The following is a 13,327-nucleotide window of genomic DNA, read 5'->3' as shown; positions in this document are numbered from 1 at the left end:
TGATGCTGCCTCAGAAAACATAAGGCGCTCGCTCTAATAAAAGATGGAATGAGTTTTTCTAGTGCTGAGTGTTTAAGACGTATCTCGATGCACCCCAAGACATTGCTGCAGGCTTGCTGCGTTTGCCCGCATAAGGTCAACGTAAGTAGTTACGTCTTCATCAAAAGAATCTCCGCGGATGGGACAGACCCGGATGTTGAGGCGCTTGGCGGTTTCCAGCAAATCTGTGGAGGTAACAGCCAACTGCGGTTCTAAGAACACCGCTGGTACATGGAGGTTCTTCAGGGTATTGGTCAAGGCTATGAGGTCACGAGCAGAGGGCTCAACACCTGGATTAGGGGTGACAAATCCTGCTGCATCAATCCCATAGGCATGGGCTAGGTAGGAGTAGCCGTCGTGGGTGGTCACCAAGTGCCGGCGTTCCTCCGGGATGGAGGCGATCGTGTCTGTGACTTCCTGATGCAACGCACCTAGCTCACCGATATACGCATCTGCATTTGCCGTATAATCGCGCGCACCCTGCGGATCAGCCGCAATGAGCTCGTCCCTTATTGTTTTTACAAATGCGATGACGTTATCCACGTCGTGCCACAGGTGCGGGTCCACTTCCCCGTGCACGTGTTTGCCCAGCACGGCCTGCGGAAGAACATAGACCTCATCTCCCGGGGTTCCTAGGAAGCGGAACTGCGGGCCTGCCGGGATTTTTTGGAGCGTATTGTTGGGGACTTCTATCACCGTCGATGCAGAGTCATAAACGGCTGCAATGTCCTTGCTGTCTGCAGCGTCTCCTTGAATCTCAATTTTTTTGTTATTCAGGTTGATAGAGACATCCTGGTGGCCCTGGTCAAGTACCGTTGCAGAGGCGCCGGAGGGAGTGCTCTTAGCGCTTACGCCGACCGCCATGGTGATGGAGCTTGCGCCTACCGGGATAGGTCGGGCGCCACGCTCGGTGACCAATTCCGCCTCAATGTCGATGACGTACACGCCAGGCTTGCTAAAGGCCCAACTCACATGCGTATGTGCGGCGGCGGGCAGAGTGATCGTATCGCCCTCGTATCCGCGCTCAGGGTGGAAGCCGTCGCGCGAATTGAAATACACCTCGGGTGTGCCAAAAGCAGTGGTCAGATACGCAGCAGCATCCCCTGGCGCCTCGGCGCCGTCGGCTCCACGCACACCAGTAACGTGAATGTTTATCTCGCTATGCGAGTTTGCGCCTAGCTGCGCTCCCGTGCCCTCTACACGCATGCCGAGCCACACAGAATCCAAGGTGACGTCCTCGACTAGCTGCAGCAAATGCGCGCCATGCTTGGTGGATTGCTCGCCAAGCGCGACAACTTTAGCGGGTTTTACCGCAGCATTATCAATGGCGCGCAGCACAGATTGTTGTTCTAGAAGAAGGCCGTTGGTAAAGATAACGTCCGCGTTGGCCACGTTGCGGACGCCGCGAAGCGAAGGCTCATAAGTATGCGGGTCTGCGCCCCGAGGCATGAGAGCGGTGACGCGGGCTCGATCGCCGGCTACATTGCGCGCAATATCTGCAACGATCTGCGTAGACGCAACAACGTCCGTGATGCCGTCGACACGGCTAGGAAGATCCTTGGTGCCCGTTCCACACGCAGCGACAAAGAAAGCGCAGGCAATCAATGCTCCAGCCCCCGCCTGCTTACGACGGGTGCTGGGTATCGTCTTCAAATACATGATCAGAGGCTATTTGTTGCGGGTAACAGCCTTAACCAAACGAACTGTTCCAGCACCAAATACCGCTAGACCAACGCCCAAAACGAGGAAAGCAGCCGTCATATAAGAAGGTCCAGTCTCAGGCAAAGACTGACGCTTTGCGGGAGACGCAGCCGGAGCGGGCTTAGAAGAAGTAGGTTTTGAGGATGTGGTGGTACTAGAAGTGGAGCGGCTCGAAGACGAGCTCGATGGGCGGCTCTTCCTATCCTCGTTACCGCTACGAGCGGATACAGCAATGGCCTCTCCCTCACCGTCGCAGCTCGCTACCGTGTTGGGGCCACCGTTGCCAACGCTCCACACATAGCGCGCCACATTACTCGCCGCGCCATCTGCAGTTGCTTGCACACACATGGTGTAGGTGCCAGGCGCGGTAAACACCCAGTTGGTGTGCACATGCGCCGGCTCCTGCTGGACGATGGTCTCTCCGCTTCTTACTTCAAACCCTTTATCTGCCAAGATCGGGGTGTTGCCACCAAAGGAGCCTGTTTGGAAAGCATAAACCTGCCCGGGGCCAGAAACTTTGACAAAGTTGATGTCCACTTCACCAAAACCACCCGAGCGAACGCCATTGGTATCCCAACCCGGCCAGATGAGATTTGGGTCCTGAGTCTGTGGCAGGTAATAGCCGGACGTTCCCACCTCAGGTACCTGTGCGGTCTTATCCGTCCATGCTTCTTCTTTTACCCGCAGCGTCACAGAATCAGGGTCTCGCAACACATGAGAGCCGGTTACGTCTTCCTTGAGATTAAGTTTAAGGTTTCCGCCATCAGCCGTTACGTTAAAAGCGTCAATATGCCCTGAATCAAGCTCTAGGTCTTCCGCCCACGCCGCCGGCGCAAAACTGGCGGATAATCCGACAAGAACAACCGCACTAGCAGCCGCGATCCGTGAAGTAGGTGAGGAGCGAAGAGGGCGAGTGAACACGGAATTCCTTTACAAATATGGCATTTTTTAGTTCTTTATCTCAGCTGTAAGGTTCAGCCGAACGACCTAACCATAATGGGAATTGCGTTCATTTGCAATAAGTGTGCGACCTTTACCTCCCCTATTGGAGTTTTCGCCGTAATAGGGCCCTCTTTGCCACCATTTTCGCACCACCACCCCAGATGACACCACGTATCTTGTATAAAACAGGGACACCTTAGGGGCAGAGAACACTCTGATAAAAGACAAAACTCCCACCGGGAAAGCATCATGCTTATCCCAGCGGGAGTGATGTGTTCAGTAATCGAAAGATTACTTGAGGGTAACCTTTGCGCCAGCCTCTTCGAGCTTAGCCTTAGCAGCCTCAGCGTCATCCTTGGATGCAGCCTCGATGATTGCCTTAGGAGCGGACTCAACGAGCTCCTTAGCTTCCTTCAGGCCCAGGCCGGAAACGATCTCGCGAACAGCCTTGATCACGCCGATCTTCTTAGCGCCAGCGTCCTCGAGAACGACATCGAACTCGGTCTTCTCTTCAGCAGCAGCCTCAGCGCCAGCAGCGCCTGGAGCAGCAACTGCAACAGGAGCAGCAGCGGTAACTTCGAAGACCTCTTCGAATTCCTTGACGAACTCAGAGAGCTCGATAAGGGTCATCTCTTTGAAAGCCTCAATGAGCTCGTCCTTGGTGAGCTTAGCCATAGTGGTAATCCTTTCGATTGCGGGCTGTGCACCAGCCCAAAAGTATGTGGTTTTTGTTTAGGTACCGAGTTCGGTGACCTAAGCTTCCTTCTTCTCCTGAAGCGCAGCGCCGAGGCGTGCGACCTGAGAAGCAGGGGCGTTGAACAGGCCAGCGGCCTTTGCCAAGTTGCCCTTCATGGCGCCTGCCAGCTTCGCAAGAGTGGTCTCGCGGTTGTCCAGCTCGGCGATAGCGTTGACCTGATCAGCGTTCAGGGCATCGCCATCCATGTAGCCACCCTTGACTACGAATGCCTTGTTGTTAGAAGCGAACTTCTTCATCGCCTTAGCGGCATCAACAGCCTCGCCCTTAATAAAGGCGATAGCGGTCGGGCCGGAGAGGAGATCATCAAGGCCCTCGACGCCAGCTTCTTTAGCAGCCAGCTTCAGCAGGGTGTTCTTGGCGACGGAGTACTGGACATCCGCATCCGCACCGAGGGTACGACGCAGCTCAGTGATCTGAGCAACGGTCAGTCCGCGGTATTCGGTGATAACGATGGAGTCGGTATCTGCAAAGCGCTCTTTGAGCTCTGCAAGCGACGATACGTTCTTCGGGTTTGCCATTACTTCGCCTCCTTCCTCTTGTATCTCTTGGGTATCTGATCCGCCGAGGCTTTTCACCAGCGCTAGCCAATAAAAAAGCCCCGTGCAAGAGCACAGGGGGCGCACATACTCCGAAAGGAGTGTGAACTCTAAGTGTCTCCTGCGTGGGCCGTTCCAATCTCTTGGAATCCTTCGAGCCTAAGGCTGACCGACGGTCTTCGGTGAAACTTGAGTACGAGCCGAATTCGACTCATTCAAACTTCGAGCGATAACGCTAGTGCACAACGCGATCTTTAGCAAATCGAAAGAACTCCGCGTAGTGTTCCTACACCGTTAGCTCGGCTTTTAATCCGCAAAAGGATAATCCGTATAGCCGTGAGGCCCGCCCACATAAAAGGTATCCGGATCAGGAACATTCAGCGCTATGCCTTCGCGCCACCGACGCACGAGATCAGGATTAGCAATGAGCTCGCGCCCCACGGCCACCGCATCCGCGTGGCCTGACTCAACGATGTCAACGGCCTCTTCATACTCGGTATAAGAGCCAAAACCTGAGTTTAGGATCACAAATCCGCCAAAGGCCTCTGCCAGCTGGCGGACAAAGTCGCTGCGATAATCCGCGTGGAGTATCGATAGGTACGCGAGTCCTAGGTTGCGGATTTCGTCGAGAAGCACCTGATAGGTGGCTAGAGTCTCCTCGCGGTCGGTTTCCATTACTCCTTGAATATTGTGTTCCGGTGAAATACGCAGACCCACCCGGTGCGCGCCGATTTCCTCCGCCACTGCTTGAACAACCTGAATCACAAACCGTGCTCGGTTTTCCGGCGTGCCGCCAAACTCATCCGTGCGCACGTTAGAGGACGGACTTAAAAATTCGTGCAGCAAATAACCATTTGCCCCATGCAGCTCCACACCGTCGAGACCTGCATCAACAGCACGACGGCTAGCGGCGACAAACTCCTGTTTCACACGCTCAAGTTCCTCTGGTTCAAGCGCATGAGGAACAGGAAGATCAACTTTTCCGGCAGGTGTGCGCATCTGTGTCCCCGAAGCCAGTGCGCTAGGAGTCTCAGGAGCCACACCGCCGTTCATCGACTCATGGCTCATACACCCGGCATGCATGACTTGCATCACGACGCTCCCGCCTGCCGCATGCACGGCCTCAGCGACCTTGCGCCATCCCTCCTGCTGCGCGCTATCGGCGATGCCAGGTTGTCCGCTAAATCCACGACCACGAAGCGTCGGGTATGTTCCCTCCGTAACAATCAAGCCTGCCGACGCCCTCTGCGCGTAATACTCGGCGTGCAGTGCACTAGGGACACCGTCTTCACCGGCCCGGAGCCGCGTTAACGCGGCCATCGTAATCCGGTTGCGGAGGATTAACGCCCCAGCTTGGGCAGAAGTAAAAAGTGAAGTCATGGCGGAGCATGCCTTTCTCTGGATGCGAAGGGGGTCTTGCAGCCTTTCAACAGCTCCAAGACCCACCTCATTCCACGCCACGATTCCTGCCTGCTCAACGCGCCTTTTTACGCCAGTGCACCCATCGGGTCCCACGCTGGAAGAACATGAGGGGTTTTGGTTAACGCCTGGCGATACTCCTCCGGAAGACGCGAGGCTGGCACTGCGACTTCAAAAACATATTCCTCGAACCAAGAATCACTCATCGTCCAGAACCCCTTATCGGCCTTATCCGCACCCCAGGAGTTCTCCACCCGCCAGCGGTTCACGGTTGTGCCGTCTTCTGCCAGATCCATGCCGGTGAACACCATGGCATGAGTCATCAAAGAATCACTCGTTAAGAGCCTCTGGGCCTTCGACATATCAAAATCCACACCATACAGGCCCTCGTAATCAACCAGGTGGGCATCCCACAGGCCCGCATCCGCATAGGCTTGTACCTCGGTATCGCAGCCGAACCACACCGGGGTGGCGTCGAGAAGCGAATCGCGAACCGCATCCCGCAGTACCTCTATGGGGGCATTGACGTACGTTACCGGTGGCGCCCCAACAACATTGCCCAGGTATTCCACTGTGTAGAGCTCACCGAATGCATTGCGCGGATCATTGACCACGCACACATAATCGCTGAGATCATGAGGAAGATAGCGCTGCGCAAACTCCAGCGGAGACATCGTCCCCTCACGCACAAAAGCATCATCTTTGGTGCGGTACTGCCACTGGAATGTCTCAGGAGGGACCCCTAGATGTGTAGTAATCACCTTAAAAGCGCTTTCTAACGCTTCTTCCCGTGCGCCGGCCACGCCCTCTCTTATCCGCAGGGCTCCCCGCCGTAAGACAGAGGCCAGATCTCGATTCATGGCGTGGGTGTTGCTGCTAGAAAATGTCTCGGGCATCGCGTACTGCGGAACCACACCATATTTGTGCACCAAAGCAACAAACATATTCCATTGCCCGCCATCATCGATCGGGTCGCGCAACAGCTTTTCCACGGTCCGATCTGTCAGCTCCCGGTCGCGTAGCTCATCCATTGCGCAGAGGAAATAGTTTGCTTTTTCTACTTTGTCCCAAAAATGGATGTATGTCTGGGATAGCTCGAAGTCTTTGATGGCGGTTTCCTTCATGATCGCGCCACGCAAAGAATTCAGACCCGCGAAGATCCAGCACCGGCCGGAATTCTTTTGGTTGGCCACCGCCCAAGAATCCACCCTGGTGGACACAGTTGTATCCAGGGAACGCAGCACCTCACGATCGAGCGCAACCTTGGTAGCTGAGCTCACCGCAACGGCATTGCGTGCTAACCGCAGAGTCGGGTCCTTGAGTAACTCGGCATTTGTAGCAGACACCGAGTTCATAGTTAGTTCAGTCATGAGTCTTTCAGTTCCTTAAGCCTTATGCGGTATCGGTGTCTAAAACATCAGATCATAAGCCGGGAGACGGATAGGCTCCATGTCCAAAGCTTTGTGTACTTTCTCCGGGACAAAGTCGCGTTGTAAGGCAACATAGAAAACATTCTCTTCAAACCACTCGTCCGACATGGTGGCGTATCCTGCGCCCACAGCCTCTGTCTTTTTATCGTGCAGCTTAGTTCCCCACGAGTTTTCCACCCGCCAAGCGCGTATGGAACCCATCAGGGTGACGATCAAAGCCGCTGAGCACCATCGCATGAGTCGGCTGCGATTCCCCAGAGATAAACCGTTCCTCTTTTGTAGAGTCGAGCGCCACACCGTACACGCCGGCCAGGTCCAGAAGCGAGGTGTCCCACACCCCCAGTTTGCGGTTAAACTGCCGGCTCACGTCGCACGCAAACCACACCGGCTCCCCCGCTTCGATGCTTGCAGCTACGGCCTCCTTGAGCACCTCCATCTCCACGTTGATGTAATCATGCTCTTGAGCACCCGCAACGTTGGTGCACAATTCCACCAGGAAACGAGTGTTCTTTGGTTTGTCACTCCGTGGGTCCTCGGCAAGAACCACCATGGTGTCTAGGCCTGGCAGGTATTTCTCCGCAAACTCACGTGGTGTACACGTCCCCTCCCTGACAAATGTACCGTCTTTAGTACGGTATTTCCACATAAACTCAGTTGGCGGCACCCCAAGGTGAACAGTAATCGCGCGCTGCGCGTCTCGCATCGTCGCATTCATGATGTCGTCGGCTTCCGAGTCCGTCTCCGCGTCCCGTATCCGGCACGCCCCGCGACGCAGCACATGGGCCAAAGCTCGATTCAGTTCCCGGGTATTCCCCGCCGACTCAACTTCTGGCATCGCGTAATCCGGAACCACACCATACTTGCGCACCAGGTTGCCAACGTAGCTATACCATCCCCCGTCCTCAGCCGCGAAGCGCACCAGCTGAGCAATCACCCGATCATCAATATCCTGATCGCGGCGTTCCCGCATCTCCGTTAAAAAGAACTGAGCTCGCTCCAACTTGTCAAAGTACTGCACATATGAGTGCGAGAAATCAAAAGTTTCCAGATTAAGCTTCTTTGCTACTGCATGACGATGCACATTCAAAGCGGCAAATAACCAACAGCGTCCCGAGCGTTTTTGGTCCGTCACAGCTAATGAGTCAAGCTTGTGCTCTACGGTGTGATCAAGCTTGACGACGGCCTCTCTATTGAGTGCGGCGTCGTTAATGCCCACGGACGTAACCGCATTACGAGCTAGAGTTGCAGCAGGATCGTCGATTAGCTGCGAGCGCAAACGCGCACGTGTTTCTTGGCTAAGCGGGACAAAGGAATTCATGCTGACGGTTATACACGTAACCGCCTACAGAAACCACAAAAATACCCCCTGCCCACAACATATGGGACAGAGGGTATTCCATGCTTAAAGCATGTACACTACGAGTTTTTACTCAGCGGTGTAGTTCTTCTGGATGGAGGTGTCAACTGGAACACCAGGGCCGGAGGTCGACGCAAGGGTGACCTTCTTCACGTAGATGCCCTTAGAAGAGGAAGGCTTGATGCGGTTGATCTCATCGAGCAGTGCGCCGTAGTTCTCAGCGAGAGCCTTAGCGTCGAAGGAAGCCTTACCGATAACAGCGTGCAGGTTAGCAGCCTTGTCAACGCGGAAGGAGATCTTGCCGCCCTTGACGTCAGCGATTGCCTTAGCAACGTCGGTGGTAACGGTACCGGTCTTAGGGTTAGGCATCAGACCACGAGGGCCGAGGACGCGAGCAACGCGGCCAACCTTAGCCATCTGATCTGGGGTTGCGATTGCAACATCGAAGTTGATGGTGCCAGCGGTGATCTGCTCGATCAGCTCGGTGGTGCCCACGATGTCTGCGCCTGCTGCCTCAGCCTCGGTAGCCTTCTCACCCTCAGCGAAAACAGCAACGCGAACGGTCTTGCCGGTGCCGTTAGGAAGGGAGACGGTGCCGCGAACCAGCTGGTCAGCCTTGCGGGGATCAACACCAAGACGGATAGCAACGTCGATGGTTGCGTCGTAGTTCTTGGAGGAGGTCTCCTTGACCAGTTCAGCGGCCTTCAGCGGGGTGTAGAGACGACCCTTGTCGATCTTCTCAGCGGCGGCGCGGTATGCCTTAGATTTGTTGCCCATTGTCGATCCTTTGATTTTCTAGATGAGGATGTGTGGTGTGCGGGCCGGAGCCGGCCCTACCACGGAATAACTGAGGAATTAGTCCTCAACAACGATGCCCATGGAGCGGGCGGTGCCAGCGATGATGCGAGCAGCGTTATCGATGTCGTTAGCGTTGAGGTCTTCCATCTTGGTCTGAGCGATCTCGCGGACCTGCTCCATGGTGACCTTGCCCACCTTCTGGGTGTGCGGGACGCCGGAGCCCTTCTGCAGACCAGCTGCCTTGAGCAGCAGTTTAGCTGCAGGAGGGGTCTTCAGTTTGAACTCGAAAGAGCGATCTTCATAAACGGTGATCTCAACAGGAACAACGCTGCCGCGCTGGTTCTCAGTTGCAGCGTTGTAAGCCTTGCAGAACTCCATGATGTTCACGCCGTGAGCACCAAGAGCCGGACCAACTGGCGGAGCCGGGTTAGCCTGGCCAGCCTGGATCTGCAGCTTAATAAGGCCGGTGACCTTCTTCTTCGGAGCCATCGTTTACCTGCTTCCTTGTTAACAGTAGTAGTGGCGATTCGATGGTTATAGGAACCACTACCACCGTCCGGATGCCGAGCCCCGAGTCTGCGCTGCAACACTAGCGTTGCTGCTCAGCCCGTAACCCGGCCACCGGGAATGTACGTTTCTTTGCGCAAAAAACACGCTTTTTACCATGCTACAGCAAACCCCGCCACCTGCCAAAACATCATGGCAGATAGCGGGGAAACGGGAGAAAAGGTCGAGCACCACATGCGGGGTGCCAGCTCTTGTCATATCCGACAAGAGCCGACCTCATTAGCTAACTTTTTCCACCTGGTCAAAGTTGAGTTCGACCGGGGTCTCACGACCAAAGATAGAAACCAGTGCCTGCAACTTATTGTTCTCAGTATCGATAGCAGAGATCGTTGCAGAAACAGAAGCCAGCGCGCCGGAGAGAATCGTGACAGCCTCGCCAACCTGGAAGTCAACCTCAACCTTAGGCTTGGTGGATGCGCCAGGCATGGCCACAACCTTCTCACCCTCAGCGTTCACAGCGTTGCTCTCGCCGCCGTCGCCAGCCACAGACTCCTGAGGTATGAGGAACTTGGCCACATCACGGTGCTTCACCGGAGTTGCGTTGCCCTCGTTGCCCACAAAGCTGGTCACGCCAGGGGTGTCGCGAACAACAGACCAGGAGCGGTCATTAATGTCCATGCGCACAAGGACGTAGCCGGGAAGGAGCTTGCGCTTCACCAGCTTGCGTTTGCCGTCGCGAAGCTCAACAGCCTGTTCGATCGGGACCACAACGTCAAAGATAGAATCCTCAACTTCAAGGGTCTGCGCGCGCATATCCAGGTTGGTCTTCACTTTGTTCTCGTAGCCGGAATAGCACTGAATGATGTACCACGAACCTGGCAGCTTCTTCAGCTCACGCGTGTACTTGCGCAGGCGTGCCTTGTACTCGGCATCGCCATCCTCAACAGCACCTGCAAGCGCAGCTTCTGCATCTACTTCCTGGACAGGTTGCTCAACTGCCTCGTCCAACTCGGGTGCAGCCTCTGCAGCTTCCGTCTCCGCGGCGATGGTCGCCTCTACGGCGTCGTCAAAAGCCTCGGCAAATGAACCGCTATTGTTCTCGTCGCTCATGTGTCTTTTCTCCTGAAGTGTTGACGTTCGGAATTCATGGTACCCCGAGACGTGCAATAAATTATCCCGCCGATCCAAAGGATCTGACGGGATGTTTGTAGCTTTACGCTCATCCTACCTAGCGAGTAAGGACCTTCTCAACTCCCAGCCCCGCAACAAAATCTACGCCTGCCACAAGTGCAGTCATGAGAATAAGGAATGCAAAGACGATAAGCGTGTAGTTGACCATCTGCTTAGCAGTAGGCCAAATGACCTTCTTCATCTCCGAGGCCACTTCAGGCACAAAAGCAACAACCTTGTTGTTCTTCTTGCCCTCGTTGTCTCCCGCAGGTGCGACCTTCTTGGCCTCATAAGAAGAAGTGGAGGTGGCGTTCACACCAGCGAGCTGGCGTTTACCGGTAGGACGCGATGTAGCGCCCACCTTCTCAGGCTGTTGTTCAGTCACAGCTCTCCTCGTTGTTGTCTACGATGCCGATTCTACGACGCAATTACTCATCGCCGCTTCCCGGGCATCTCTTTACCGTTACCGTACCTTGGCACGCGCCCACAAAGCTAAACGACGTAGCAACGAGACCACATGCGCGCAGCACAAGCACGGCTAAAAGAACCCTGTTTTGAGGATAGGCATACTACCCGTCCCCAGTTATCGTGACGACTATATCAGAATTCCTTAAGGCTAGGAATTAATCCCAACAGCATTTGTCAAAGCCAAGTATCAAAGCCGAGACAAACGCACACCTCAATAGCAAAAACCGGCAGATGTTGAACATCTGCCGGTTTCTTTTGCAGGGGCGACAGGACTCGAACCTGCAACCTACGGTTTTGGAGACCGTTGCTCTACCAATTGAACTACGCCCCTAGGCCGTTGTTTCCGATCACTCGAAAGCAACACGGGCAACCTTACTAGACCGCCCAACAAAAGGGAATTCCTATGGAAAAAGCACCGGAAAGCATCCCAGTGCATAGCCATTTGGCATATTCCCTAGTAGCGATGGCGAGAATTGAACTCGCGACACAGCGATTATGAGTCGCTTGCTCTACCACTGAGCTACACCGCCCCACTCCCTCATCTGAACAATGCCAGATAAAAGAACAGAGCCCCCTGACAGAATCGAACTGTCGACCTTTTCCTTACCATGGAAACGCTCTGCCGACTGAGCTAAGGGGGCACAGCCTCTTGTTGTGAACCAGAATTCTCTGGGCCGCTCCGTTGAAGCCTCACAAAGATTAACCCGAGTAGAGCAATTAATACAAATCACCAGTTCATAGCACTTTTAGAGGCCTGAAACTCACCACTAGAAACGCTTTATAGATGCCTTTTGAAGAACTCCAGCGACTCCCCTGCCCCAAATCCTCTAGACCCTCTAGCCTTCCAGACGATTCCGCGCCCCATTGTCGTTTTCGAGAACGCTAGCCCTTCCACTCCCCACAAAAGCCCAGTTCACCTTTCTCAGCGTTCTCAAAAACGACAATCGTCCAACACCCCCACACCCAACACCACCCCGAAGACGCCAAAAAGCCCCAGCATTTTACTGCTGAGGCTTAGTTGGTGCCAGGTAGAAGATTCGAACTTCTGTAGGCAATGCCGACGGATTTACAGTCCGCTCCCTTTGGCCGCTCGGGCAACCTGGCGTGCTCCACGTTCGCGGTGCGCTACATACTGTACTACGAATCTAGTAGGCAAAGGCAAATCGGTGCCCTGACCTGCTTTTAGCCAACGCGCTGAACGGTAAAGCGAGCCAGATTGCGCAGCGCATCTGTTGTTGCATTCTGAGGCAGAAGTTCCAGTTGACTCTCTGATTCGCTGAGGTAGCTATGAACATCAGCGAGTGCCTGCTCTCGACCCGTGGATTGAGCGAGCAGATCAAGAACCCTTGCGACGGTCACGTCATCAGTCACTGGGCCCGTCAGCGTTGCACGAAGCTCTTCACCTACTGGCGTTTGCTCGCGTAGTGCGTACAGAACGGGAAGGGTGAACACGCCTTCTCGTAGATCTGTCCCCGGAGTCTTTCCTGAGTCTTCAGAATCCGAGAAAATGTCGATGATGTCATCAACAATCTGGAAGACCATGCCGATTGCGGCACCGTATGCCCGCAGTGCCTCGATATGAGCGGGAGATGCTCCCGAGTGCAGCGCTCCAAGATATCCGGCGGACGCTATCAGCACCCCCGTCTTTTCACGAATCACAGCCATATAGTGCTCGATTGGGTCGCCGTCCCCAACCCCAATGGTTTCCCGCATCTGACCAGTGACCAGGTCGCCGAAGGTTTCGGAGAAATGGCGTACTGTGTCAGTGCCCAAATCAGCCATGAGTCGCGAGACATGGGCCAGCAAAATATCGCCGGCCAGGATGGCCACGGAGTTGTTCCAGCGCGCGTTGGCGCTTTCTACGCCGCGTCGTTTAGCGGCTTCATCCATCACATCATCGTGGTAGAGGGTGGCCAGGTGAGTCATTTCAACGACTACGGCAGCTTTGATCACGTCCTCAGATACGGGTCGATCCCCGTACTGGGATGCCAAAAGGGCAAACATGGGCCGGAAACGTTTTCCGCCGGCTTTCGCGAGGTGCTTGACCTTCTCCACAATGAAGTCCTCGCCGACGGAGAGCTCCTTTTGAAGTAGTTCCTCGACACGAGTCATGCCGACGGAAATATCCTCGTTGAGGGCGGGGTTACCGAGGTCAACTCGCGTACCGGTGGACGTGCTTAATCCTTCGGCACCGTTGCTCATT

13 protein-coding genes and 4 tRNA genes are annotated in these 13,327 nt (G+C 54.9%); all 17 read right to left on the bottom strand.

The genetic code is table 11. From position 1 onward, the window contains the following. Positions 1-72: 72 nt before the first annotated feature. On the bottom strand, positions 73-1,698 hold the full coding sequence (locus CBE74_RS14335; RefSeq protein ID WP_087453358.1) for an anchored repeat ABC transporter, substrate-binding protein: 1,626 nt from the start codon (positions 1,696-1,698) through the stop codon (positions 73-75). A gap of 9 nt (positions 1,699-1,707) precedes the next feature. Further along, entirely contained in the window at positions 1,708-2,661 is a 954-nt protein-coding gene (locus CBE74_RS14330; protein ID WP_087453357.1) for a choice-of-anchor M domain-containing protein, read from the bottom strand. A gap of 312 nt (positions 2,662-2,973) precedes the next feature. Then, a complete protein-coding gene (rplL, locus tag CBE74_RS14325) occupies positions 2,974-3,357 on the bottom strand; it encodes a 50S ribosomal protein L7/L12 (RefSeq protein ID WP_013241171.1) in 384 nt (127 codons plus the stop codon). Positions 3,358-3,435: 78 nt separating this feature from the next. Continuing rightward, positions 3,436-3,957 carry a 50S ribosomal protein L10 gene (gene rplJ, locus CBE74_RS14320; protein WP_087453356.1) on the bottom strand — a complete coding sequence of 174 codons (522 nt, stop codon included), beginning with the start codon at positions 3,955-3,957 and terminating at the stop codon, positions 3,436-3,438. A 324-nt stretch (positions 3,958-4,281) separates the two neighbouring features. Next, positions 4,282-5,355, bottom strand: coding sequence for an alkene reductase (locus CBE74_RS14315; protein ID WP_087454826.1), 1,074 nt, complete (start codon positions 5,353-5,355; stop codon positions 4,282-4,284). A 107-nt stretch (positions 5,356-5,462) separates the two neighbouring features. After that, positions 5,463-6,764 (bottom strand): C1 family peptidase, encoded by a 1,302-nt coding sequence (locus CBE74_RS14310; protein ID WP_087453355.1) that lies wholly within the window; start codon positions 6,762-6,764, stop codon positions 5,463-5,465. A 39-nt stretch (positions 6,765-6,803) separates the two neighbouring features. Continuing rightward, positions 6,804-7,001, bottom strand: a complete 198-nt coding sequence (locus CBE74_RS14305; protein ID WP_259493881.1) for a C1 family peptidase — start codon at positions 6,999-7,001, stop codon at positions 6,804-6,806. Beyond that, the gene (locus tag CBE74_RS14300) at positions 6,979-8,142 is read right to left on the bottom strand and encodes a C1 family peptidase (RefSeq protein ID WP_233426077.1); all 1,164 of its coding nucleotides are present in this window, start codon (positions 8,140-8,142) and stop codon (positions 6,979-6,981) included. The genes CBE74_RS14305 and CBE74_RS14300 overlap by 23 nt, the downstream gene beginning before the upstream one ends. A gap of 108 nt (positions 8,143-8,250) precedes the next feature. Next, entirely contained in the window at positions 8,251-8,958 is a 708-nt protein-coding gene (gene rplA, locus CBE74_RS14295; protein ID WP_013910758.1) for a 50S ribosomal protein L1, read from the bottom strand. Between the two features lie 78 nt (positions 8,959-9,036). Continuing rightward, positions 9,037-9,468: a 50S ribosomal protein L11 gene (gene rplK, locus CBE74_RS14290; RefSeq protein ID WP_013910757.1), complete on the bottom strand. Its 432-nt coding sequence runs from the start codon at positions 9,466-9,468 to the stop codon at positions 9,037-9,039. A gap of 297 nt (positions 9,469-9,765) precedes the next feature. Then, positions 9,766-10,596 carry a transcription termination/antitermination protein NusG gene (gene nusG / locus CBE74_RS14285; protein ID WP_087453354.1) on the bottom strand — a complete coding sequence of 277 codons (831 nt, stop codon included), beginning with the start codon at positions 10,594-10,596 and terminating at the stop codon, positions 9,766-9,768. Between the two features lie 118 nt (positions 10,597-10,714). Next, positions 10,715-11,041, bottom strand: coding sequence for a preprotein translocase subunit SecE (gene secE, locus CBE74_RS14280; protein ID WP_087453353.1), 327 nt, complete (start codon positions 11,039-11,041; stop codon positions 10,715-10,717). 341 nt (positions 11,042-11,382) lie between these two features. Next, positions 11,383-11,455 (bottom strand) — tRNA-Trp (locus CBE74_RS14275). 127 nt (positions 11,456-11,582) lie between these two features. After that, positions 11,583-11,654 (bottom strand) — tRNA-Met (locus tag CBE74_RS14270). 38 nt (positions 11,655-11,692) lie between these two features. Continuing rightward, positions 11,693-11,765: transfer RNA gene (locus CBE74_RS14265), tRNA-Thr, on the bottom strand. Between the two features lie 378 nt (positions 11,766-12,143). Next, positions 12,144-12,228, bottom strand: a tRNA-Tyr gene (locus CBE74_RS14260). Between the two features lie 78 nt (positions 12,229-12,306). Next, a complete protein-coding gene (locus CBE74_RS14255) occupies positions 12,307-13,326 on the bottom strand; it encodes a polyprenyl synthetase family protein (RefSeq protein ID WP_087453352.1) in 1,020 nt (339 codons plus the stop codon). Position 13,327 lies beyond the last annotated feature (1 nt).

Origin of the sequence: Corynebacterium silvaticum (genome assembly GCF_002162115.2) — a bacterium.
Lineage (GTDB): Bacteria > Actinomycetota > Actinomycetes > Mycobacteriales > Mycobacteriaceae > Corynebacterium > Corynebacterium silvaticum.
Note: the sequence above shows the minus strand (reverse complement) of the source record. Positions and strands in the feature narration are given on the sequence as shown.

Bases quoted from the DNA above. Each gene is read 5' to 3' on its own strand.
- CBE74_RS14335 (WP_087453358.1), bottom strand. From the start codon at position 1,698: ATGTATTTGAAGACGATACCCAGCACCCGTCGTAAGCAGGCGGGGGCT.
- rplL (WP_013241171.1), bottom strand. From the start codon at position 3,357: ATGGCTAAGCTCACCAAGGACGAGCTCATTGAGGCTTTCAAAGAGATG.
- rplJ (WP_087453356.1), bottom strand. From the start codon at position 3,957: ATGGCAAACCCGAAGAACGTATCGTCGCTTGCAGAGCTCAAAGAGCGC.
- CBE74_RS14315 (WP_087454826.1), bottom strand. From the start codon at position 5,355: ATGACTTCACTTTTTACTTCTGCCCAAGCTGGGGCGTTAATCCTCCGC.
- CBE74_RS14310 (WP_087453355.1), bottom strand. From the start codon at position 6,764: ATGACTGAACTAACTATGAACTCGGTGTCTGCTACAAATGCCGAGTTA.
- CBE74_RS14300 (WP_233426077.1), bottom strand. From the start codon at position 8,142: ATGAATTCCTTTGTCCCGCTTAGCCAAGAAACACGTGCGCGTTTGCGC.
- rplA (WP_013910758.1), bottom strand. From the start codon at position 8,958: ATGGGCAACAAATCTAAGGCATACCGCGCCGCCGCTGAGAAGATCGAC.
- rplK (WP_013910757.1), bottom strand. From the start codon at position 9,468: ATGGCTCCGAAGAAGAAGGTCACCGGCCTTATTAAGCTGCAGATCCAG.
- nusG (WP_087453354.1), bottom strand. From the start codon at position 10,596: ATGAGCGACGAGAACAATAGCGGTTCATTTGCCGAGGCTTTTGACGAC.
- CBE74_RS14255 (WP_087453352.1), bottom strand. From the start codon at position 13,326: ATGAGCAACGGTGCCGAAGGATTAAGCACGTCCACCGGTACGCGAGTT.